At 44.2% G+C, this 20,472-nt stretch carries 27 protein-coding genes; all 27 read right to left on the bottom strand.

Annotation, left to right across the window (positions count from 1 at the left end; all coding sequences use genetic code 11):
• Positions 1-11 precede the first annotated feature (11 nt).
• On the bottom strand, positions 12-227 hold the full coding sequence (locus A4H00_RS04950) for a hypothetical protein (protein ID WP_067087829.1): 216 nt from the start codon (positions 225-227) through the stop codon (positions 12-14).
• Positions 208-735, bottom strand: coding sequence for a hypothetical protein (locus A4H00_RS04945; RefSeq protein WP_067087827.1), 528 nt, complete (start codon positions 733-735; stop codon positions 208-210). The genes A4H00_RS04950 and A4H00_RS04945 overlap by 20 nt, the downstream gene beginning before the upstream one ends.
• A gap of 1 nt (position 736) precedes the next feature.
• Positions 737-1,174 carry a DUF1617 family protein gene (locus A4H00_RS04940; RefSeq protein WP_067087825.1) on the bottom strand — a complete coding sequence of 146 codons (438 nt, stop codon included), beginning with the start codon at positions 1,172-1,174 and terminating at the stop codon, positions 737-739.
• Between the two features lie 13 nt (positions 1,175-1,187).
• On the bottom strand, positions 1,188-2,444 hold the full coding sequence (locus A4H00_RS04935) for a gp58-like family protein (protein ID WP_067087823.1): 1,257 nt from the start codon (positions 2,442-2,444) through the stop codon (positions 1,188-1,190).
• A gap of 3 nt (positions 2,445-2,447) precedes the next feature.
• The gene (locus A4H00_RS04930; protein WP_067087821.1) at positions 2,448-2,840 is read right to left on the bottom strand and encodes a hypothetical protein; all 393 of its coding nucleotides are present in this window, start codon (positions 2,838-2,840) and stop codon (positions 2,448-2,450) included.
• A gap of 8 nt (positions 2,841-2,848) precedes the next feature.
• Complete coding sequence (locus A4H00_RS12315) at positions 2,849-3,547, bottom strand: hyaluronate lyase N-terminal domain-containing protein (protein WP_067087819.1); 699 nt, start codon at positions 3,545-3,547, stop codon at positions 2,849-2,851.
• Positions 3,544-5,457, bottom strand: coding sequence for a phage tail spike protein (locus A4H00_RS04920; RefSeq protein ID WP_067087817.1), 1,914 nt, complete (start codon positions 5,455-5,457; stop codon positions 3,544-3,546). The genes A4H00_RS12315 and A4H00_RS04920 overlap by 4 nt, the downstream gene beginning before the upstream one ends.
• Complete coding sequence (locus A4H00_RS04915) at positions 5,454-6,182, bottom strand: hypothetical protein (protein ID WP_067087815.1); 729 nt, start codon at positions 6,180-6,182, stop codon at positions 5,454-5,456. The genes A4H00_RS04920 and A4H00_RS04915 overlap by 4 nt, the downstream gene beginning before the upstream one ends.
• Positions 6,179-9,754: a tape measure protein gene (locus tag A4H00_RS04910; RefSeq protein WP_067087813.1), complete on the bottom strand. Its 3,576-nt coding sequence runs from the start codon at positions 9,752-9,754 to the stop codon at positions 6,179-6,181. Before A4H00_RS04910 ends, A4H00_RS04915 begins: the two co-directional genes overlap by 4 nt.
• Before the next feature lie 15 nt (positions 9,755-9,769).
• Entirely contained in the window at positions 9,770-10,348 is a 579-nt protein-coding gene (locus A4H00_RS04905; protein ID WP_067087811.1) for a Gp15 family bacteriophage protein, read from the bottom strand.
• Between the two features lies 1 nt (position 10,349).
• Entirely contained in the window at positions 10,350-10,709 is a 360-nt protein-coding gene (locus A4H00_RS04900; protein ID WP_067087808.1) for a hypothetical protein, read from the bottom strand.
• Between the two features lie 54 nt (positions 10,710-10,763).
• Positions 10,764-11,216 carry a phage tail tube protein gene (locus A4H00_RS04895; RefSeq protein WP_067087806.1) on the bottom strand — a complete coding sequence of 151 codons (453 nt, stop codon included), beginning with the start codon at positions 11,214-11,216 and terminating at the stop codon, positions 10,764-10,766.
• Complete coding sequence (locus A4H00_RS04890; protein ID WP_067087804.1) at positions 11,209-11,616, bottom strand: minor capsid protein; 408 nt, start codon at positions 11,614-11,616, stop codon at positions 11,209-11,211. The genes A4H00_RS04895 and A4H00_RS04890 overlap by 8 nt, the downstream gene beginning before the upstream one ends.
• A complete protein-coding gene (locus tag A4H00_RS04885) occupies positions 11,613-12,008 on the bottom strand; it encodes a minor capsid protein (RefSeq protein WP_067087802.1) in 396 nt (131 codons plus the stop codon). Before A4H00_RS04885 ends, A4H00_RS04890 begins: the two co-directional genes overlap by 4 nt.
• The gene (locus A4H00_RS04880) at positions 12,008-12,343 is read right to left on the bottom strand and encodes a putative minor capsid protein (RefSeq protein WP_067087800.1); all 336 of its coding nucleotides are present in this window, start codon (positions 12,341-12,343) and stop codon (positions 12,008-12,010) included. The genes A4H00_RS04885 and A4H00_RS04880 overlap by 1 nt, the downstream gene beginning before the upstream one ends.
• On the bottom strand, positions 12,330-12,734 hold the full coding sequence (locus A4H00_RS04875; RefSeq protein ID WP_206281836.1) for a hypothetical protein: 405 nt from the start codon (positions 12,732-12,734) through the stop codon (positions 12,330-12,332). Before A4H00_RS04875 ends, A4H00_RS04880 begins: the two co-directional genes overlap by 14 nt.
• A 28-nt stretch (positions 12,735-12,762) precedes the next feature.
• Positions 12,763-12,999 carry a hypothetical protein gene (locus tag A4H00_RS04870; protein ID WP_067087796.1) on the bottom strand — a complete coding sequence of 79 codons (237 nt, stop codon included), beginning with the start codon at positions 12,997-12,999 and terminating at the stop codon, positions 12,763-12,765.
• A 10-nt stretch (positions 13,000-13,009) separates the two neighbouring features.
• Positions 13,010-13,894, bottom strand: a complete 885-nt coding sequence (locus tag A4H00_RS04865) for a phage capsid protein (RefSeq protein ID WP_067087794.1) — start codon at positions 13,892-13,894, stop codon at positions 13,010-13,012.
• 14 nt (positions 13,895-13,908) lie between these two features.
• Positions 13,909-14,475 carry a phage scaffolding protein gene (locus A4H00_RS04860; RefSeq protein WP_067087793.1) on the bottom strand — a complete coding sequence of 189 codons (567 nt, stop codon included), beginning with the start codon at positions 14,473-14,475 and terminating at the stop codon, positions 13,909-13,911.
• 100 nt (positions 14,476-14,575) lie between these two features.
• Positions 14,576-14,866: a hypothetical protein gene (locus A4H00_RS04855; RefSeq protein WP_067087791.1), complete on the bottom strand. Its 291-nt coding sequence runs from the start codon at positions 14,864-14,866 to the stop codon at positions 14,576-14,578.
• On the bottom strand, positions 14,859-15,116 hold the full coding sequence (locus A4H00_RS04850; protein ID WP_067087789.1) for a hypothetical protein: 258 nt from the start codon (positions 15,114-15,116) through the stop codon (positions 14,859-14,861). Before A4H00_RS04850 ends, A4H00_RS04855 begins: the two co-directional genes overlap by 8 nt.
• 48 nt (positions 15,117-15,164) lie before the next feature.
• Positions 15,165-15,326, bottom strand: coding sequence for a hypothetical protein (locus A4H00_RS11835; protein WP_157770986.1), 162 nt, complete (start codon positions 15,324-15,326; stop codon positions 15,165-15,167).
• A 46-nt stretch (positions 15,327-15,372) separates the two neighbouring features.
• A complete protein-coding gene (locus tag A4H00_RS04845; protein WP_067087787.1) occupies positions 15,373-15,588 on the bottom strand; it encodes a hypothetical protein in 216 nt (71 codons plus the stop codon).
• A complete protein-coding gene (locus A4H00_RS04840) occupies positions 15,585-17,207 on the bottom strand; it encodes a phage minor capsid protein (protein WP_067087785.1) in 1,623 nt (540 codons plus the stop codon). Before A4H00_RS04840 ends, A4H00_RS04845 begins: the two co-directional genes overlap by 4 nt.
• Positions 17,208-17,211: 4 nt before the next feature.
• The gene (locus A4H00_RS04835; protein WP_335339460.1) at positions 17,212-18,723 is read right to left on the bottom strand and encodes a phage portal protein; all 1,512 of its coding nucleotides are present in this window, start codon (positions 18,721-18,723) and stop codon (positions 17,212-17,214) included.
• 11 nt (positions 18,724-18,734) lie between these two features.
• Positions 18,735-20,039, bottom strand: a complete 1,305-nt coding sequence (locus A4H00_RS04830; RefSeq protein WP_067087783.1) for a PBSX family phage terminase large subunit — start codon at positions 20,037-20,039, stop codon at positions 18,735-18,737.
• Positions 20,032-20,472, bottom strand: coding sequence for a hypothetical protein (locus A4H00_RS04825; protein WP_067087781.1), 441 nt, complete (start codon positions 20,470-20,472; stop codon positions 20,032-20,034). The genes A4H00_RS04830 and A4H00_RS04825 overlap by 8 nt, the downstream gene beginning before the upstream one ends.

Below are 20,472 nucleotides of genomic sequence, written 5' to 3'. Positions count from 1 at the left end.
CTAAAAAGAGACTACTCTTTCATTTCTACTTCCTGCTCAGCCAGCACCTGCCCCACAACCGTCCGCAAGTTGAACAATTTTGGCACATCGTCAAAGCTATACAATCCTCCGACAACCATCGCCACCCAAGACTTAACAATAATAGATTTTTTCGTAAATTTCATCGTAAATTTTCCTTTCTTAACTAACGCTGCTCCCGTCATCAAACTAACCAATAATTGCTTCATGATCCACAGCCTCCTTTTCTTCATCGCCGATTTCCACTTCTTCAGCGACTTCTTTTTCAGTTGCTTCGTCATCTGTCTGTTCCTCTTCTTCCAGACGACCCGCAAACATGGTTGTCAACTCTACGACAGCCTGATTCATCGCATTTTCCAAGTTTTCAAACCGCTCATTGCGCTCTGATTCAGCTTGTTTAAACTGCTCAGCACGTTCTTCTTCAGCTTTGGTCAAACGATCTTCCAGTTCCGCATATTTCGATTGAACCTCTGAAATGACCTTCGTCGCCTCATTGACCTTGTCATTCAAGAGCTGGTCTGAAAAGTTCTTGACATAGCGCACCGTAAACCAATCAAGCGCAAGCCTAATCAAGTCCGCATCCGAATCCTGCGAATGGTCACCGTCTAAGGTCGCATTAAACAAAACCGTTTCCCGCTCATCGCTCTCCTTAATCCCGACCAAGGTCTTGCCTAGCGCCGCATTATAAGAAGCCGATGAATAAAGTCTTAACGCCATCCTAGCCCTCCTTCTGTTCTTTGCTCACTTCATACTGCTCAAGGACATCATCAATCACTCGAAGTTCCTCGATAGTGAAGTCTCCTTCTGCTTCTGATAGATACTCTAAAAAGTCAATGTAGCGCTTCGAATATTCACCACCTTTAATCATCACTTCATCATCAGCCAATTCAGCCAACAATTTGCTGAGTTCTTCAGTCTGTGACTCATCTTTCACTGTATACGAATTATCTTCGGTTACGATTGGTTGCCCATGTTTGTCAAACTCTACATAATCTTTAATCAGTTCAAATTCATCTTTTACATACTCACGAAACTTTTCTTCCAAACGAGCTAATAATTTAATGCGCCCTCGATTAGGGCGCATCGGCCGTATCTCCATTTTTTGTAGCGCTGAATAAAAAGTAGCCAAATCTTTATTTGTAATTGTTAGTTGCATCTATTCTCTCCTCTTATCCATAAATTTTATTCCAAGTCAAAACATCACCTGGTTTTCCGTTGCTCAAACTCTTAAAGTTTTCATTGAACGTTTGGAGTATATCCCCTAAATTGAAGCCTCCATTAAATTTCACTACATCAATAAAAAGAGCGTGATTTTCATTAAATCCACTCGTTAACTGGATCGTATCTCCGTAAATAGACACATTATCCCAAAGATTATCCTTGAAGATTTTTATACCTGCAAAGGCACCCGTGTTTGAATCAATTGAGTTATTGCCATTAACTCCTATCGCCAAGGCGGCACGATTTGTTCCTTGACGAACCGTTGGCTGTATAAAAGCAACTGAACCACCAGAATGAAACTTGATATAATTATCCCAATCATGAAATTCGATACCAGCTCCAGTATAAAAATCAAGCCTATTCGCATCTAAATTCCAAGTGACGCTGCCGTTTTTAGATTTCAACACCCCACTCTTGATTCTCGACGCATCCAAATCCACCGACTGAAGCTTAGTGATAAACGCATCCTTTGCGACCAAGTTATCAATCAAGGCACTGTTGGTGGCGAGTTTATTAATCAAAGCCGTATCGACCTTTAGCTTGTCACCCGTGATAGCGCCCGACTGAATCATATCTGCCGTAATCGACCCCGCCGTCAGAATCCCTGTTCGGACGCTATTGGTATCAAGCTTTCTTGCCGTAATGGCACCATCGACCAACATGTCACCTGTCACCTTGAACTTCTGCGCAATAATCGACACATCTCGCTCATTCTGGGCAATCATGGTCGCTAGAGTCGTCCCGTTGATGGTTTTACCGACCTTCGTCACAAAGCCATTGTTATCCAGTATCAACTCCGAACGCTTGATATTGCCTTGGTCTTTTGCCTCGACTTGAGCGAGAATAGAGCTACTGGTCTGCGCTAGGGCGCTCCTCACATCCCTATCCAGAAACTCGCTTAACATCCCCCTGTTATTAGCACGAATTCTCCCCCAGAGCGGGCTATTTTGGTCTGTCAACTCGATATTGATATCCCGCATATCCTTAAACAAACCCGTCAACGCACGACTTGTGGTCACAGGAGAGGCAAAGCTAGACGGACTTGTCCCCTTTTCAATCTGAATATTGCGCGCAACTGTATCCCCCACACAGCCCATATGGTGCAATTTCACCACCTCATCAGGACTGCGAGGGGTAAACACCTTATAATACCGCCCGTCCTTTTCAAGCGCCTTCGAGCGGGTCTGTTGAATTGTAATATCCATGTCCTATACTCCGTAAAAATCAATCGCTACATTCTGATAATAGCCGCTATAGCGTTGCCAACCCACAGCGTCCAAGCCCTTTCCCATCGCCTGCTGGTCTGGGAATAAAAGCGTGAAACTACTTGAGCCATGCCGTCCTGGATCATAACTCACTGCCACCTTGCCAATCTGTTTACCGTTAATCGTCACACCCGTGATTCTCCGTGTGTCAATAACCGCTGGAGTGGTGTTGACGATAATGGCTGGACGATAACTATCATACGACACCGAGCAACTAACATTCTTCAAGCTCAACAAGACCGTCCCACTGGCACCCGACTTCTGCCAGACCAAGTGAGTCCCAACATAGCGCTTGGTGACTTCCTTACCACCTACGAAAATTCCCTGTCTTGCCATAGCGCCTCCTATTCGTAAACGTCATAGATGGTATTGGTATCTTTGTTGTAGATGCGGTCATAGTCTGCCTTTGAGCCAAACCAGTATTTCATGGCTTGATTGGTACGTTGGTTGACAATATTTTGACCAGGTGCACCATCTGCCCCTCTGTCTCCCTTATCGCCTTTTTGACCTTTCTCGCCATTTCGACCTGCTGGACCTGTTAGGCCACGTTGACCCGTTGCGCCAGCCTGACCACGACCAGAGACACCTGTGCTTCGGCCATTGATTTCCCAGATACCAGACGAATTGATGGTGATGGTAGGCATCGGACCCGCTTCGCCACGTTCGCCACGCTCTCCCTTGTCACCTTTTAAGCTCGCTTTCTGAGCAGGGGTCAGAGCTTCGAAGCTAACCACTCCGTCATTAATCGTAATCGATTGGCCAGTGCTAAATCGGACTGTCGTCACGCCATTGCTTTTTGTCGTAGAAGTGATGGTCACAGCTGAGCCAGTTTCGCCAGGAACTCCCCTGTCTCCCTTCTCACCCTTTGGCCCCGTCAGATACTGCAAGGCAGAAAAGCGACTGCGCCCATCCCCAACTTTCACCTTACCGGTGTCCGTCTCAATGCCCAATTCACCTTCTAGCAGAATCAAGCTACTAGACGCCCATTGGCTAGCGCTCATGCGCTTGTGTTGTACCCTGAGTGGGATTTTTTCTGTTGTCATCCATTTCCTCCATCTAAGATTAGGGCTGGCTTATCTGACCAGCTCCCTTCATACTTGTTGGCGAGATTGCCATCAGCTGCCTGCTTCAAGGCAAGCGCAAGCCTGAGCTTATTCTTATCATCGGCCACTGTAAACTGCGCCGTCGCATCCTGATACCAGTCACTGGCATAGTGCACCCTGTAGGTGCCATAGTAGACACTGAGCACGCTCGACTCTCGTTCCGATAAGGCCTGCTCGATACTTGGAAAACGACTATCTGTCGGATGGAGCTGAAGATGCCCACTCCCCAGATAAGGACTCGCCTCAAGCACCACCGAAAGCTTTCGATTCCCATAAGGCGTACAGACCGCATCCCATGAGATGACATAGGTCTTGCCGACCTCAAAGCCATTTCCGTTATGCCCGACCGTCACATAGTCCGTCCCCAGTGCAATCGTCCGCTCCGTCTCACCTGCCAAGCGGTTTTTGTTGTAAGAGGTTGACCCATCCCCGCCGATCAACTCCGCATTGACCCGCGCCGTCTCAGACGTCTCCTCAATCTGCTTGCGCAATTTATCCAAGTCAGAAGACTGAAAGGTCTCCAGCAACTTTTTGGCTTCCGCGCCCTGTTCAGCCAGCTTTTCTTCGATTTCCTCTGCAAGCTCCGCCTTGGTTTGTTCAGCTTTCGCTTTGGCCTGTTCGATGCCTTCCTTGACACTATCTTCAATCTTTTCACGCTCTTCCTCGAAACGCCGATTCCAAACAGCTATCTGCTCCTCGATTAACCTATCAAAATCCGACTTCATCCCTGACGTGCCTTGCCTGATACCACTTTCAACAGCAGAGCTAATCCCTAACGAATCCGAAAAATTCGACCGACTATCGCCAACCTCAATCTCTTCATTCTCATCAAGCAAAACATTCCAAACAACCTTCGTAACCTTGGCCTCGTCATTGGCAATACCCAAATCCTCATAATAAACCTTGACCTTGTCACACAAGTCCGTCTCTTCCAAAACCTCATTATCAAAGATTCCATGAACCTTAGACAAATCCTGATACTTGATAGTCAACTTCGTCTTAGGCACCCCGACACGATTAGACTTAATATAGCGTTGCGCCGCCTTTCGTAACTGGTCCTCGCTCTTGATATTCTCATCACTCGACAAATCCAGTTTCAAAATCTTACGCTTGGCATACTTATCCACATGTGGACTATCCACAATCCCTTCCGACAAGACAATCAACTGCTCCGTCTCGCCCTCGGTCTTCTTCGCAAACGGATAAACAGACGTATACGTGCTTAAAATCTCATCTTCCTGCTCCAAATCAAGCAAATTACGCCCATAAGCAATGATATTCGATGTCTTACGCCCAAGACTATCCCACAACTTAATCGTCAGATTATCAAACTCATACTCGCCACCCCAGACATCCAGAATAGAGCCAGCCTTACCCCCTAACACCTGGTAGGCATTCTCGTAATTCTCAATCTCCCAGCTAGCGCTCCCCTGAGTCGTCACATTCGACCACGTCGCAAAATCAACAGACGAATCAATCAAATTCTGTCGCCACATCTCAAGCGCACTCGCACCAGTTCCAACAACCGTCACATTCGGACGCAAAGCATTCTTAGAAATCCGCTCAATCGCAATATGACGACAATAAATCTCCGCATAGCCATTCATCTTATCCGTGATTTTAGAAACCACAAACCGCTGCTTCTTCGTCCGATACCCCGCATCCACACGGATAATCATATCCTTCTTGATTTTCTTGAAATCCTTCCCATCAATCGGATACTCCATCTCCAAAAAATACAAGCCATTACGCTCACGAGTCACCAAACACTTAGACGCATCAGACAAAACCGACACCCCCAAATGCTTGAAATTCGTCTCATTCGCCGCATACAAAATCGGATAACTCATGTCACAACCGCCTCCCATCTAGGCGTTATCTCAACTCGAAACGCCTGATTATCCCAAGAAATCACATTCAACCCCGACTGTAAAACCGGAAACGGATAGGAATACACCTTGTCATACTGCGGTTCTTTATTCTCGTAAGAAGCTGACTCCGTAGCACAATCAATAATAATATGCCCAGAAACGCCCTTTAAACGCAGAATACTCGTCCCAACCGTCAAAGTCACATCGCCCGTCCCAATCAGCTTAATCAAGGGCTTGCTTGGTCTTGCAAGAGGATTTTTCAAAGTCATTCCATTCGTAACCACTATCTTATCCATACCTGATTTTAGATACTTAATCGGGTGCAACTTGAAATTCAAGATACACTTCTTTCGTGCTCGCAAACTTCCCTCGATAGAAAAACTCTCGTAAAAAGTCGCTTTATACAAATAATCAGAGTCCCAACTCTTTTCAAAATCAGACCATTCCGCACGACCTGACAAAAGCCAACCGTTCAACTGCTCCATGACCTCATCAACGCTTTTTTGCGTCGCATACAAAGAAAAAGGCAAAGAGTAATTCGCCATCCTCAGCCTCTTATTATCATGGATTTTAGCCCCGTCGCTCCCCGCAATCTCAATCAACTCCACATCACGCTCAGGAGATTCAAAAGACACATCATCGATGATTCGCAAACCAAGCGACTTACTCGTTATCCCCCTATACGTGATAAATTTCGTAATCATAATCTATCCTTCTCCTCCCTTGCCAAAAATTTAAGCTGTTCAAATAAACTTCTAACATCCTGATTCGAATGATTTTCAAAACGCTCAATTTTGAGCAACGACTCATAGTTATTCGTCTTATTTGTGACCGTACTAGAGCTAGACAGAGCACCAGCTCCCGCAAAAGCAAGACCGCTAGAAAATCCAAGCACACTTTCAGCACCAAACTTAAAGCCGTTCACTTGATCATTGATATAGTTCAAACTATCTTCTACCGCATAGCCGTTCTCATCAATCCCAACCGCAATCCCTTGCGAGATATACTTACCGACCTTATCTCTAAACAAACGAGATGGAGAATGGATTTGCGCTTTAGCTTGAGCCGCACGATTCGCCGCATCAATAATTCGAGCCGCTGCCGCTTCGATAGACCCGACCGCAGACCACATTCCATCAGCTACACCTTGCCCAATCATCGAACCAACATAATGCCCCGCAGCTCGACCAGCACCCGCACTCGAACGAACAATATTCACCGCTTGATTCATCACAGCTCGCAAAGCACCCATAGCACTTCTAATGCCGTTTACAATATTTTGACCTGTCTTTGTACCAGCCTGTTGCCCAGCGCTCGCCATCGAACTCCCAGCCGTTCTTACTACACTCACCATCTGATTCATAGAGCTTTGAACCCTCGATACCGTCTGACTCATCGCAGAAGAAATAGTAGCCGACATCTGTGCCATACCTGACTGAACCGTAGAGCCAATAGCAGCCATCGCCCCCTGAATTCCAGCCGAAACTTGAGTAACAGATGAACCTAACGCAAGCATACTAGCCTGCACTGCCTGCAAACTAACGCCCAGACTTGCCATATTCACACTAACAAGCGGAAGAACACCTCCCAAAGCCGTAAAACCAGTTACAACAATCGAAATAGAACTGCCGACCATCGTCATAGCAGGAGCCAACAAACCAAAAGCACTCGTCAACGGAGATAACTGAGGAGCCATTGCCCCTACTGCCACACTCAAACTCTGAAAACCTGTATCAATCGTAGGCATCACACCAGACAACTGCTGAAAGGCTATTCCCATCACCGACAAAGCCGACCCAATCATCGAAAATGCAGAAGCAGAGCTAGAAGCTCTATTAGACAAATTATAGAAAACAGTGTCCAATTTATCCAAATCTTTTGTAAATCCGACCAAATTACCAGCGTAAGAAGCCGTTCCTAAACCAGTTACAGCCCCAGCAACCGCCGCAATGCCAGCCGCTGCCGACACACCATGGTCTGCAATAGGCTTCAAAGCCTTACTAAATTCAGTAAAAGCCGAAGCCACATCTTTAGCAGCATCACCAACTGCATGAATAATATCTGCAACACCATCTAAAGCTTCATGAATCGCCTTTCCGATAGACTCGATAATCCCAGAAACACCCTCACAACCAGTCTTAAAAGCTTCACCAAATGCCTTAGCAGCATCGCCAACACCCTCAAGAATAGTCTTAATGGTCTCCCCAAAACTACGAACCAAACCTGCAATACTATCAATAATCGGCGCAATCTGACTCACTAACGCCGTAAAAGCATTCGCAATCGACTCCACCGCCCTAGATACTGCCTCAGCAACCCGAGCCACCTCAGGCATAAACGGAGCAAGAGCCTCTACAATTCGCACAACCGCATCTGCTATTATCTGAACAACCGTCGTAAATGTCGTAGCAAGAATCTCCACGATTGGAGTAAGAGCCGTCACAATCTCCGATATCGCCGAACCAATCGACGTCACAATCTGACTAATCGAATTCCCTAACTGCTCCACAAACGGCGTCAAGGTACTAATAACTTGACTAATCGCACTCCCTAAAGCGCTCACCAATACCGCTAGCTGAGGAGCGACACCACCAATTGCCGTAATTACATTTGCAATAGCAACGCCTACCGCCTCAATAACAGGCGCAAAGGCACTAATGACTGGCGCAACTGTCACAAAAGCCTCTGCCAAAGCGCCAATTATCATAGACGCAACCGTCCCAATCGCCGTTCCAAAACTTTCAATGACAGAGCCAACCCCTTCAAGAATTGACTTAACGCCCTCACCTTGCGTAGCCACTAAAGCAATCGCAGCACCAATCGCCACTATTGCAACCGAAACTGCTAGAATTTGAACAGGACTCACCATTTGAAGAGCCTGACCCAAACCCTTAAAAGCCGTAGAAATCCCTGTCCCAATTCCTTTAGCAGCCGTAGCGACACTTCGACCAAGACTGCGGATAATAGAGCTGATGCCTGTGCTCGCTGACCGAACAACCGATGTAGCACCGTTGACTCCACTTGACGCATTTTGCTTAAAAAGACTAAAAGGGTTAAAGGATTTCAAGAAGTTAAAAGCTTTAAAACCCGCAACTAAACCAACCAAGGCGCCAACTATCGCCTGAATAGCTCCAGCAGGTAGCGAATTGACAAAATTAGCCGCTACGGTTGCAGCCTGTGAAAGCCATTTAATCACATTCCCAAGAACACTAGCTAAGGTAGTTAACACACTTGACGCAGTTAAACTATCCCAAACACGACCCAGGGCGCTAGCAATACTCTTGATTGCTTCCCCAAAAGCAGAAACCGCCCCCGTATTTGAAAACGCCTGCCAAAAAGTCTGAACTCTCGACACCAAAGAAGAAATCCCCGAACTAATACTCCTTATAATCCCCTCAATGTCGATACTGTCTAACGCTTTTCCCAACTTATCCGCAAATCCAGAAAAATCAAGATTATCCATCCTCTCAGCAATCGATTTCAAAGCTCTTAATCCAAACTGATTCACCTTTTCAAAAGCAGGCTGTAAAGAATTGGTTAACCCCTCAGAGAGACCATCAATCGCTTGGTCAACAGTTTTAAAATCTTCCGCCATAGATTTGAAACTCTTACCACCTTCGATAATGGCATCAAAGAAAGCCTGAGTTTCAATCTTCCCATCCTGCACAGCAGAAATCAATTGCTCCGTGGTCATACCCATAGCCTCAGCGACTTTTGAAATCCCTGCGGGAGTTTGTTCCAGCATCAATTTAAAATCCTGCCAAGCTACTTTGGGTTTAGCTGCCATTTGCGTTGCCTGAGTAGATAAAGTCTTCATTGCTTGTTGAGGATTTTCTGCAGCAGAGGCCAAATATCCAAAACCTTTTACAAGTTCAGTCGTATTTTTGGTTCCAACCGCCGCTAACTGGCTATAAGTAGAAGCCATATCCGAGGCAGAATAAATCGTAGCCTTCGCAAAACTCTGCAATTCTCCCTTGACATGAGCAATTTCATCAGCGCTCTTTCCAAAAGCTTTCATATTCCCCTCAAACGTCTGCCACGTTTTAGAAGAACTATTCAATTCTCCCACAAGGCCTTTCACCCCATTAGTAATACTACTAATAGAACTTGTAATAGCCGAACTCACCAAATTAGCCCCTAAAACAGACTTAAACACAGACCCCACTTTAGCCCCTGTTTCGCCAAGCCCGCCTAGCAAAGCCTTCAACTTAGAAACACCCGACTGAGCCTTATCACCATTCAAATCAACCTGAATAACAACCTTCCCATCTGCCATATAGACCCCTCCTTTCTATTCAGATTCTTTCAATGCATATTCCTCCTGTAACGCTCGCATCCGTGACTGATACTCCTTACTCTCACCCTCTTGAGGTCTCCACGAGCGAATCTTCATCACTTCCGCAAACTTCGTATCCTTCGGCAACCCCGAAAGAAGCGCATTAAACTTCTTCCAGTGGAGTTTGCCCTGAACATCGATTAGATCAATGCCATAGGCCTGTAAAAAAGAAGCATAAATATAATCAGTATCCTGCTTGATATTAAAAAGAGGCTTTTCCTCCTCTTCAATCAACTGACTAGGCAAGACATTCCCAGCCAAGTCGTACATCTCAGCCTGTCGCCTGCTATCCCGAACCTGAATATGTTCCTCAAACACCGCCTGAAAAACAAGGACAGCTTCTTCGACAGATAACTCATCAAACTTAACGCCCGTCAGCATTCTCAAAGCAAAGTGCGGCTTTACAAAATCCGGAATATCCTCATCCTGCAACATCTCAAAAAGAAGCAAGATTTTATTAAAAGACAAATCAAGAGCATAGACCCTATCCTCTATCACCAACTCATCTTTCAACTTTTTAGATAAATCAAGCATACTAGTCACTCAAGTATTTCTTAAAAACATCTTGTGAATTACGCTCTTTGTACTCTGAAATGATTCCCTGTGTCGCTTGAATCAAATAATGTAGAGCAATCACGCTATCCTCTTCCGCAAAAGCATAAACCTTGTTAAAAGTAGCCTCGTCAAACAAATCACTCCAAGACCCCTTCACAAACTCAAAACCAGCTTCTTGGGCTTCTTCATCAGACAGTTCCGCCAATTCTTTTGACTTGGCCATCAGATTTTTTCCGTACCCTTCCAGATACTTAATCCCCGCATCATTCGCTTTATATTCCAAGACAAATTCCCCAAAATCAATCGGAATCACATTACTTTTTTTCTGAATAACAACCATAGCTATACTTCCTTTCTACATATCAAAAAGAGGAGCAAGACGCTCCTCTAACCATTATTCAACAACTGCCGACTCCACAGGCTTCGTATTCCAACCAATCGAACAAGCGAACTTTTCATACTCCTGAGCTTCGCCACCCGTGATCTCAATGTCCTTCACCGTAGCAACACCGACACGCTGCTTCTTCTTATCGGCCGAAACCACCTTAAACCACACACGACGCTCATCACCATCTTTCAAATCAAGACCCGCAATATGCGCCTGCGCCTTATCCTCAGGGATATAATACCCCTCAAACTTATACCCACGCTTCACGCTGACGATGGTTGTCTCCTCCGTACCATCACCATCATAAAAAGCCTCATCTTCCGTATTCTCATCATTATCCGGCTCCGCACTCTTGATTCCAGCCGCCAACCACAGCCAATCAGTCGGCATCTTATCAGGATTAGCCGAATCCCAAGGAGCAACATAGTGTTTTCGTAACGCATTTTTATTTTTAGGCATTTTCTTTCCTCTCAATTTCTAGATGTGCAGTCACATCAAGCATATAAATATAAAAACCATCTTCATTCAAGTCGTTTAAAAACGGCTGATTGACATCCAGTTTTTGAAACACATAAGACCCATTTTGACTAGGTAGGTCTAACTCAAAATTCGATAAAGCAGTGTTAATCTGCCATAAAGTCGCATTCACCACCTCTTGGTCTTGCGATTTCATGGCAATCTCAAACGGCAAACTAATCTCTCGATTTCCGGCCATATCCTCTGAATCAACCTGTCCACCCGGCAAGGGGTAAATCACAAGCCCTTCCGTCTCGCTTAGATAATCATGCCCACCTCTAATAGGCAAACCTAAGCTATTGATAAAATCTAACAAGACCTGCGCAAAATCATTGTTATTCATTTCGATACTCCCATCGCTCTCAAACCAACCTCAGCCCACTTCTCAGAATAAAGCGGAATAGCTTTCTTATCCCACCGTGGACCCGTTCCAGGGGTCTTAGGCTGATTCAGCAACTTATCCTTATTCGCGAAAAAGAAACGGCGTTGCTTTTCAGAAAAGAACCCCTTACGCTTACGACCATAGTAGATAATACGAGCATAGGGGACATTATAGACCACACTATCTTTTCTGACGTGTCCACTCGTCCTCAAATCTCCCCTTCGTTTAGGAACAAAGCGTTCCATATCGAGTAACATCTGATTTGCGATAGCCAGCTTTCCCTTGGCTAGTGCTTCCGAGCTAACTTTCTGCTCAATCCCTTTTACATCAACATGAACCTTGACATCTACCATCACACCACCTCGATTTCATACGAAAAAATCTTGCGGTTATGCGGATAATAAACAGGCGTAATCGACGTAATTTTATACTCCCTATCCCCATCATCGACAATAGCGTTCAACCAACTGTCGTCAATAGTCATAGAACAATACCGAGTATACACAAAGATTGTAGAAGACTTAGACCAACTCCGCTGATTCGCCGTCCCAACAGTAGCAGACTTACGGTCAAAACGAACAGGAGAAAGAGAGACTTTTTGATACGTCTCTTTCCCCCAGTCATCCTTCTTTTGGATGATTTTTACGATGACAGAGTCAACCAATAACCGTTTATCAATAGCGATCATAATTCACCCCCGCATAGCCAAAACCAGCCCCTCTCAGAAGACTTTCAGCGTCCAAAGATAAATTATACCGCTCAGCCAACGAACGCGTCTGAGAAGCCGTCTGACGGCCTCCAGAATAATTGATAGAAGTCCGACCAAGCGTCACACCAGCCATAGCCTGCTTGTCTTCTGCCGTCAAAATACCTGAACTGTCCAGATAAGCAATCTGAAAGGCCATAGCCTGCTTGACTGCCTTCTTCCTTGGTTCAAAGTCTGACTCAAAATCAACCGCCGAATAAAAATTGCCAGTATAGAGGTCAATAGCTACCTCAGCCCGCTTCGCGAGCAGTTCAAAATCCTCTACTTCCTCAAATCCGAATCCTTCAAACTCTCTTTCTGTCAAATAAGCCATATCCCTCACCTCCAATCAAAAAGGCGGATTAAGATTCCGCCTCAGTATCTTCCACAACTTTCTTACGACTCCGCTTTGGTTTCTCCGCCGAAGCATTCTCTACCTCAACAGCAACAAGCGCTTGAGGAATATCTTGAAAAATCCCTCTCACCACCTGATTGATTTCATCGGCCCGAGCCTGACTTAGTTCAATCTTATCTCCAACCAACAAGCTCTCTCCTTCAGCCAATAAAGTCAAATTACACTTTGATTCATATAGAGCCATTTACCCCTCCTTACACAATCGTACCAGTTACTTTAATAAGAGCCTTCTTGTTATCATCAAGGATAAAAGTTCCACCTTTAGCCGCCGCTTGGAATTTCACCCCATCAAATTCTTGTGCTTCGATCGTACGAGCCGTTTGAATCCCAACAAACGGAATCACAATCCCATCTGGTGCAAAGATAGCAAGTACCCCTTCAGCAAAATACTGAGCAGGCGTTTCAATCAAAGTCACATTCTTATACTTCACCAAACCATTAGTATCAATCGACACCGAAGCGCCCTTAGCAGTCGTCACGCTCGCCATATCCACGATGGCATTGTATAACTCCGCACGAACATACGCCTTGATAGGTGCTGTAATTTCAGTATTGATAACATAAGCATTGATATCATTAAACAACTTCTTGATTTTATCTTCTGAGAAATCAGCCAAAGCTTTCGTTTCCCCAGCATTATCTGATAAGAATTTACCGATACGCTTGTTCATTTGGCGAGTCTGCGCCTCTGACTGCAATTTCAAACGATCCGCAATCGCCGCATTCAAATCATTGTTCACAGTATAGCGGTCAATCCCTTCGTGGATAGATAAAGTATAGCTATACTCAACATCCGTATCTGCATAGATAACTTCCGTCATCTGACCAAAACGAGTAGAATTACCTGTGCCAGTCCCAAAAGCCGTATTGGCATCCGTGCTGTAAGTCCCGACAACGACTGGTGTTACATTCGTCTTAACAGAAAAAGCCTTGGCATTAAACTGCACACCATCCAAAGCCTGAATAGGCGCAAGCACACCTTCAAAAGCCTTCTTTGCATCAAAGACAGTAGATAGAATTTGTCTGTATTGTGGTGCGTATTGACGCACTGGTAAATTTTGATTTTGTGTTCCTGACATATGTTTGTCCTTTCTTATTTATAACTATCGATTACAGTTTGGAACGGGTCTTTCCCTCCGTCAGTACCCGCTGAAGGATTCCCTGAAACTGTAATTTGCGGTTGTGCTGCCTCTGTCTCTTTCTGGAAAAGATACGGACTAGCTTCTTTCAGACTTTTAATGGTTTCATCAAGAACAGGCTTCCCATCCTCTCCCAGCTCAATCTTGTCTAGGTCAATGAATTTCATTAAATCATCCGAATTATACGCCCCAACATCTTTCAAAGCAAGAGCCACAGCATTTGTTTTCTGAACCTGAGCAAGTTTCGCCTCACTATCCATCTTGTACTGGTCAAATTGAGCCTGCAAGTCCGCCAACTGTTGCTTGCTTTCCTCACTAGCTCCCTCTTTTTCCTGCAAATCCTTGATAGCTTGGGTTTGTTGCTCAAGTTGTTGCTTTAAGCTGTCGTTTTCTGCCTGCACCTCAGACTTAGCCTGCGCTTTTGCGTTTTCAATACCTGCACCGTACGCTTGCATGATATTGTCAAGCACAGCATTATCTGTGATACCTGCATCCACCAACATCTCCCGTTTAAGACCCATGTCTTAACCCCTTTGTTTTACGTCACGAGGGACTGAAATACAGACACTTTTACGCCATATCCAGGGCAAAAGAAAACCGCATGGAATCCACACGGTTAGATTATTTCCGTTTAAACCACGGTTTTTTCATGCGCTTCATCTCATTTTGAAGAAAATCCTGATTATCCGAAAGCATTTTCGTCACCTCACGAAAATGGTCTAACTCCTTATTCGTTCCCTCAGCGTTTTTAGAAACCCGCTCCTCCAGCTGTTCGACACGACTAACCATTTGCTTTTGCACTTCTTCAAGCAAGATTACTTGAGCAAGCAATCCTGCATTCTTGCGTTCAAGGTCTGCCACCCTCTTTTCAAGAAATGACAACAAATACTTCTTTTTCATACGTTTATTCATAACCTAACTCTTCTCTTTTTAATGTTATTTCAGAATAACTTTTTACACAATCCAATCCTTCATCCATGCTAAAACCAAGCAATTCAGCGTAGTTAAATTGTGCTTTGCGACGTTTTCCGAATGACTTGCCGAAGTAGGTAAAACTCATTGTTTCTAAATCAGTGTAAAACACCAAGTCCTCCACCTGCTCAAAGTGGAGCGTTTTGCCATCTGATAAAAACAGCGTTATTCCATATTGCTCTTGTTCCATGTTTTTCTCCTTTCTCCTTTCGTTGCCTCAAAGACAGCTCTTACTGTTTTAAAGTTCAATTTCGCTTATTTTAGCAACTAGCGTGGACAACTTGTCCATTCGGTCAGTGGGTTTTCCGCCTTCAAGACGCAACCTTACATCTACAAAACAAGACTGGTTTGCACCTTCATCTCCATAATTTATACTACTCACATTTACTTTAATAGCCATATATTCCTCCTTTTGAGTACAAGAAAAGCACCTAGATAACTAAGCGCTAGTTTAATTCATTGATTGAAACAATCTCGCTCTCAAGCAAAGAGACTTCTGTCGGATCGTCAAGATTTTTCCTATCAACACGGATAACAATTTCATCTTGTTCGCCATTATCCATTTCATCAACAAAATCAATAACAAGACCATTGACAATCTCGCCGTTGCTGTTAACAACTCGAACTCTTGAACGCAGATAATTCCAAAGCCGCTTGCTCATTTTCTTCTCCTTTTCCCTCGTATAGTCGGCACAATATGTGCCCCTGTTTTACTATAGTGAATACGAAAATCTTTATCATTCTCGATGATTTCTCCTGTCCTCTGGTCTATATATGTCCCAATAGGTCCATCATGCGAGATTATTTCTTGCATTTTGTTAGATTTTGGATTGTATCTAAATTGTCCCGTCCCAGCATACCTATCAATAAGCGCCTGACACTCTTCTTTGGTAATTGTTAGATAACTTGGTGGAGGAGCTCCCTTGGCTAGGTTTTTCTTGAGGTAGTTTTCATAACCTCTAGTCCCTCTAACATGATTTTCAAAATTTTCGTTATTGAGTTCTGTTTTAATTATACCATTTTTGAGAGCGGATTCAAACTTTTCTCTCATTTCTTTCTGTTCTAAATGATATCTTTTCTTCTCTTCGAACTCTTTATTCAACCTCGCCTCCTGCTTCGCATAGCTATCAGGATTGTAATAATACTTCTCCCGTCCCTCATCACGACGTAAAAAGCTATGTTCATTCAGATAAGATTTCAAGGCATGTTTCTGTTTCCTTAACTTGAGTCTATACTTATCAATCAGCTCCGCATCGCCGAGCTTTTCAGCCACATGTAACTGCTCCTTGCTAAAGCGAATAGACCGCTCCATCGCTCGTTGCTTTGCTTCAATCGTCGCATTCTCGATGGCCTGCTCAGGAGCGATACCCCTGACATCCTCCCCCAATTCAGGCTTATAATTCGCCCCAGGGATAAATGGCGTTAGAATATGACCACAATTGATTCCAAGACAACCACCCGGACTCCCATACCCATAATCAGACAAAGCCAAAATCTTCTCACCAGCTTCCACACGAGCCAGCCCAGTTGTCACAATCTGATGCTGTAAAGGAGCGCACAACTCACGAGCAGACGACTTAACCGAATAGTAAAAAGTATCAATCCCCAGTTCCTTTGCAGGCCGTGTCCGCATCTCATTTCGAACACGCATGACCGTTGACTTGATAATCGTACGAGCATAATTATCTGCTCGCCAGTTTTTACCGCTCTTATCCGTAAAACCATAAAAACCCTTTTGATGCCACTTCATAATCGTCTCATTCAAAGCCATATCTGACGTTGAAAGACCCGTCACCACCTTTGCGACAGTCTCTTCCACAATAGACTTATACACAGCCTGCACGCTTTTAGGTAATGTCGTATTGATAAGATTATCCACATCAAACATCACTTGGTTGGAATAACTGATTAAGTCCTCCATCACCTTAGGGTCAAAATCCGCTGGATTCCCCATAGCTTCCGCCAATTGCTCTGCTGTCGTTGTATAAACCTTATACCCTTCGTTCTGAATGATATAACGGAGTTGCTCCTCGGCAATCCCAGACCTCTCCGCTATCAAACGGACATTCTCATCATTAAGCGCGCCCATCTGATTCATCTTATCCAATTGCCAAAGATACGGCTGCTTTTCTAAATAAACAGAACCACGCTCCCTCAACCGTTCGACCACATTATCAAACAAATCAAGAGACAACTGATGGTAAATATCCGCAACATTACTCGCCATCAAAAGCATCTGCTCATCGTTGAGCTGGATTTGCCTTTTCTTTGACCTTACCATCTAGCTACTCTCCGTACAAGTCTATATCCTCACGACTACGCTGTCGCGTCATACTACGGACTTCCTCGTCATCAATTGACGAGCTAATTTTTTTCGCTTCCTCTTTCGAGATATTCAAGACTTTCTCAATCGCCATCTCACGAGGTGCAAAACCAGCTGCAACAACCTTTGTCCAATAATCCAGCTCGACATGCCGATCCGTAAACACACCATCATCCAAGTTGATGCTTATCGCATCCATATCAGGAATTTTTCCTGTGTATAACTTGTAGGACGCCGCCAACTCAAGAATAGAAACAATCAACTCCTTCAACGACTGCTCAACCAAGGTCACGATACTGTTTCTCATCTGATACGTATCCGAATTCTCAGACACCACTTCCGTAGCCGTCTTCATCGACTTCCCATCGAATGTAAACATACCAGCCGACACCCCAATCTGCATTTCAAATAGCGAAAGCCCTTCATTAATCGCCTTGATATAATCATCTGAACGAATAGGCGTTGTAAGGTCTGTGATACCTATACCTTTGTCTATATCGCCGCTATCAAACTGCTCATAAACATTTTGACCAGCTTCAAATTCACGTCTGACAAAGACCTTCTCGCCTTCCTGATTATATTCAGTCTTTAAGAGCTGTGTTGGCACCGCCACTCTACGCTGACCCATCTTGACCTCCCACATAAACTCGTCGTAGGTGGTATTGATAAAATCAATCGTAGTCTTCGCATTATCAAAGATAGACAAACCAAGCGGACTATTGATATTCTTATTATTCATACCAGGCGGTTTCAAATACGTGAACAAAGGGCGACTCAACCTATTAAGAGAAACCACTTCTTGCAACCCTTCATAAAGCTCTGCCAACGGCACCCTTGCCCCTACCGCGCTCGGATTATCAGACTTATACAACTCATTCGTAATCGTATACCGGTTATCTGCTCCCCACTCATGAAGTTCAATCAAGGTGTAATAGCGATTTTTCTGCCCCTCACTTTTCACCGTCTTAGTGATAATCGCAGCACTAGAAATATCCTGCGTATTGGACTGCAAAGGCAGAAAAACAGGAGCTTGAACAAAAGCCACACGCACCCTATCGCCATCCACATACGGACGCATCGCCATACCACCCAACGCTAAACAACTTTCAAGATAACGCTCAAAGTTTTTGTTAAAACGGTCGTTTTTCAAAGTAGTATTGATAAACTCATTTGCGACCTCATCATCAAGTACAATCTCTGCCTGCTCATTAAAGACCAAACTAGCAATCTTCTTAGCAGCAGTACGCCCAATCGGCAAATGGTTGAACTCACGCTTTTGCCTATTGCCATTACTATCCTTGTACTCTACCGGGTCATACCTCCCCGCAAAATAACGGACATTTTCCTGAATCCGAGTATACTCATCTTGGGAAATAGCAATCTTTGGATGCTCCGTAATACTCGCTAAACTCTGTGTCGTCATCGCATACTTACTCCTTGTAAAAAAATTCTTAATCGTCTGCACTAGTCCCATCTACCACTCCTTTAAGCTTTCAAATCCAAGGCTTGTGCATTATCGATAATCAAATACTGGAACGCATCGCACGTATGATCATCTTCTTTCACAACTTTTGGATCATCATTCATCACCGACTTTTCATCCCACATGTATCTCTTATGCTCCTCAATGAAATACTGAACATTATTTTTGCTTGGCAAATAGAAAAAACGCCCCTCAGCGAGAAGCGACTGCACAAACTCAGTCATCACAATCTTCTTTTTCTTCGCCACCGGATGCCAACGCTCCCCATAATCTTCAAAATACTGATTTCTCAAAGCCCCCTCTGCGCTATCAATCGTCTGGTTCAAAATAGGAACATTTGGAAAATTCCGTCCCTGACGTTGAACAAACTCATGAATTTCCTTTGACAACACACTAGGAGCTTTTTTCTTAACCTTACCAGCAGGACTATAATAATAGGTATCCACAAGATACAAGCGATTCTTACTCGTCAACACAGCATGCAAACACGTCGTAGCAGACTGCTGATGCCCCGTATCCATCGCAAAAAACTGGCCAATCACTCGCTCATCAGCTGGTATTCTCTCCACACGCTGAAACAAATCAATGTTATAGACATTCGTCCCAAGCCCGACTGGTTCACCAAGATAAATGTAGCGATAATAGTCATAATCATTCTGCTTTATCCGCTCAATATCCGACAACATCTGCTCCGTCACAAAGCCCAACTCATCCTCAAGATAACTAGACTCATGAACAAGATAGTCAGGATTTTCTTTCAGCTCCTCCGCCCACTCGTTTATCCACGAATAGGGATTGCGAGGCGGGTTGTAAGACCAAAAGAACTGCACAAAATCAGATTCTTGGTGCTTCTGTCGCATAAAAGTCACGTTAGACTGGTCAAAATCCTCTTGACTGGCAAACTCTGCCGCTTCCTCGTACCAAACCGCAATGATATTCCCGATGTCATTTGATTTCAATTTTTGAAAATCATCTTGGCCATAGAAATAGAAAGTCGACCCTGTTCCCCTATGTTCGATTTTAAACGGCGATACCGTCATCTTAAACCTGTGGATAATCCCAAACAATCGCAACGCCCACTGTATTTTAAGATAAACGCTATCTCGAATGGTATTTCCAACTTTACGAATCACGACCACGTTGGCTTTTTCTCCAATCTTGATATGCAGAATCATCATGTAGACCAGCTTCAACGCAATTACAGACGACTTAAACGAATTTCGCCCACCTTTTAGAACGTTATACGGAAACTTAGACACCCAAACCGACTTAAAATGCGGATTCACATTCTTCTGAATATCAATCATCTTCCACCTCGTCTGCCCAAGAATCTACGATGATGATTTCATCTTCTGGATTTTGTAAAATTTCTCTTTCTTTATTATCTAACTCTAATGACTTAATACGCTCTTTCAATAATTGACGTTCTTCTTCTGATAGTTGGCTATCATTATATTTTTCACGCCAATTATTCTTCAACCAAAAAATCATAGCTGTTACATTCCCATTCGCCGCTTTCTCAAACAACTTATTCTCGATTAAAAAATTGGCATGCTCCTTTCCTCTTTTTAAAGCCTGCCCAATCTGCCCATGAGATTTCTTCCACTTCTCAAGTGTACGAGGGTTAATTCCAATCTTGTCTCGGGCAATTTGCTCATCAGACAAACCTTGACGCTTCCAACCTTGCAAAAGCAAAAGATTCTCAGCCTTAAGCCATTCTTGATATTGCCCTTGTGCCAT

This window comes from Streptococcus marmotae, from assembly GCF_001623565.1.
GTDB classification, from domain to species: domain Bacteria; phylum Bacillota; class Bacilli; order Lactobacillales; family Streptococcaceae; genus Streptococcus; species Streptococcus marmotae.
Note: the sequence above shows the minus strand (reverse complement) of the source record. Positions and strands in the feature narration are given on the sequence as shown.

Excerpts from the sequence above, each read along its gene's own strand:
- A4H00_RS04885 (WP_067087802.1), bottom strand. The coding sequence starts at position 12,008 with ATGGTAGATGTCAAGGTTCATGTTGATGTAAAAGGGATTGAGCAGAAA.
- A4H00_RS04895 (WP_067087806.1), bottom strand. The coding sequence starts at position 11,216 with ATGCCTAAAAATAAAAATGCGTTACGAAAACACTATGTTGCTCCTTGG.
- A4H00_RS04880 (WP_067087800.1), bottom strand. The coding sequence starts at position 12,343 with ATGATCGCTATTGATAAACGGTTATTGGTTGACTCTGTCATCGTAAAA.
- A4H00_RS04860 (WP_067087793.1), bottom strand. The coding sequence starts at position 14,475 with ATGGGTCTTAAACGGGAGATGTTGGTGGATGCAGGTATCACAGATAAT.
- A4H00_RS04830 (WP_067087783.1), bottom strand. The coding sequence starts at position 20,039 with ATGATTGATATTCAGAAGAATGTGAATCCGCATTTTAAGTCGGTTTGG.
- A4H00_RS04945 (WP_067087827.1), bottom strand. The coding sequence starts at position 735 with ATGGCGTTAAGACTTTATTCATCGGCTTCTTATAATGCGGCGCTAGGC.
- A4H00_RS04910 (WP_067087813.1), bottom strand. The coding sequence starts at position 9,754 with ATGGCAGATGGGAAGGTTGTTATTCAGGTTGATTTGAATGGTGATAAG.
- A4H00_RS04905 (WP_067087811.1), bottom strand. The coding sequence starts at position 10,348 with ATGCTTGATTTATCTAAAAAGTTGAAAGATGAGTTGGTGATAGAGGAT.
- A4H00_RS04940 (WP_067087825.1), bottom strand. The coding sequence starts at position 1,174 with ATGCAACTAACAATTACAAATAAAGATTTGGCTACTTTTTATTCAGCG.
- A4H00_RS04825 (WP_067087781.1), bottom strand. The coding sequence starts at position 20,472 with ATGGCACAAGGGCAATATCAAGAATGGCTTAAGGCTGAGAATCTTTTG.
- A4H00_RS04855 (WP_067087791.1), bottom strand. The coding sequence starts at position 14,866 with ATGAATAAACGTATGAAAAAGAAGTATTTGTTGTCATTTCTTGAAAAG.
- A4H00_RS04870 (WP_067087796.1), bottom strand. The coding sequence starts at position 12,999 with ATGGCTCTATATGAATCAAAGTGTAATTTGACTTTATTGGCTGAAGGA.
- A4H00_RS04840 (WP_067087785.1), bottom strand. The coding sequence starts at position 17,207 with ATGGTAAGGTCAAAGAAAAGGCAAATCCAGCTCAACGATGAGCAGATG.
- A4H00_RS04920 (WP_067087817.1), bottom strand. The coding sequence starts at position 5,457 with ATGAGTTATCCGATTTTGTATGCGGCGAATGAGACGAATTTCAAGCAT.
- A4H00_RS04865 (WP_067087794.1), bottom strand. The coding sequence starts at position 13,894 with ATGTCAGGAACACAAAATCAAAATTTACCAGTGCGTCAATACGCACCA.
- A4H00_RS04900 (WP_067087808.1), bottom strand. The coding sequence starts at position 10,709 with ATGGTTGTTATTCAGAAAAAAAGTAATGTGATTCCGATTGATTTTGGG.
- A4H00_RS12315 (WP_067087819.1), bottom strand. The coding sequence starts at position 3,547 with ATGACAACAGAAAAAATCCCACTCAGGGTACAACACAAGCGCATGAGC.
- A4H00_RS04850 (WP_067087789.1), bottom strand. The coding sequence starts at position 15,116 with ATGGAACAAGAGCAATATGGAATAACGCTGTTTTTATCAGATGGCAAA.
- A4H00_RS04950 (WP_067087829.1), bottom strand. The coding sequence starts at position 227 with ATGAAGCAATTATTGGTTAGTTTGATGACGGGAGCAGCGTTAGTTAAG.
- A4H00_RS04930 (WP_067087821.1), bottom strand. The coding sequence starts at position 2,840 with ATGGCAAGACAGGGAATTTTCGTAGGTGGTAAGGAAGTCACCAAGCGC.
- A4H00_RS04935 (WP_067087823.1), bottom strand. The coding sequence starts at position 2,444 with ATGGATATTACAATTCAACAGACCCGCTCGAAGGCGCTTGAAAAGGAC.
- A4H00_RS04915 (WP_067087815.1), bottom strand. The coding sequence starts at position 6,182 with ATGATTACGAAATTTATCACGTATAGGGGGATAACGAGTAAGTCGCTT.
- A4H00_RS04890 (WP_067087804.1), bottom strand. The coding sequence starts at position 11,616 with ATGAATAACAATGATTTTGCGCAGGTCTTGTTAGATTTTATCAATAGC.
- A4H00_RS04875 (WP_206281836.1), bottom strand. The coding sequence starts at position 12,734 with ATGGCTTATTTGACAGAAAGAGAGTTTGAAGGATTCGGATTTGAGGAA.
- A4H00_RS11835 (WP_157770986.1), bottom strand. The coding sequence starts at position 15,326 with ATGGCTATTAAAGTAAATGTGAGTAGTATAAATTATGGAGATGAAGGT.
- A4H00_RS04835 (WP_335339460.1), bottom strand. The coding sequence starts at position 18,723 with ATGGGACTAGTGCAGACGATTAAGAATTTTTTTACAAGGAGTAAGTAT.
- A4H00_RS04845 (WP_067087787.1), bottom strand. The coding sequence starts at position 15,588 with ATGAGCAAGCGGCTTTGGAATTATCTGCGTTCAAGAGTTCGAGTTGTT.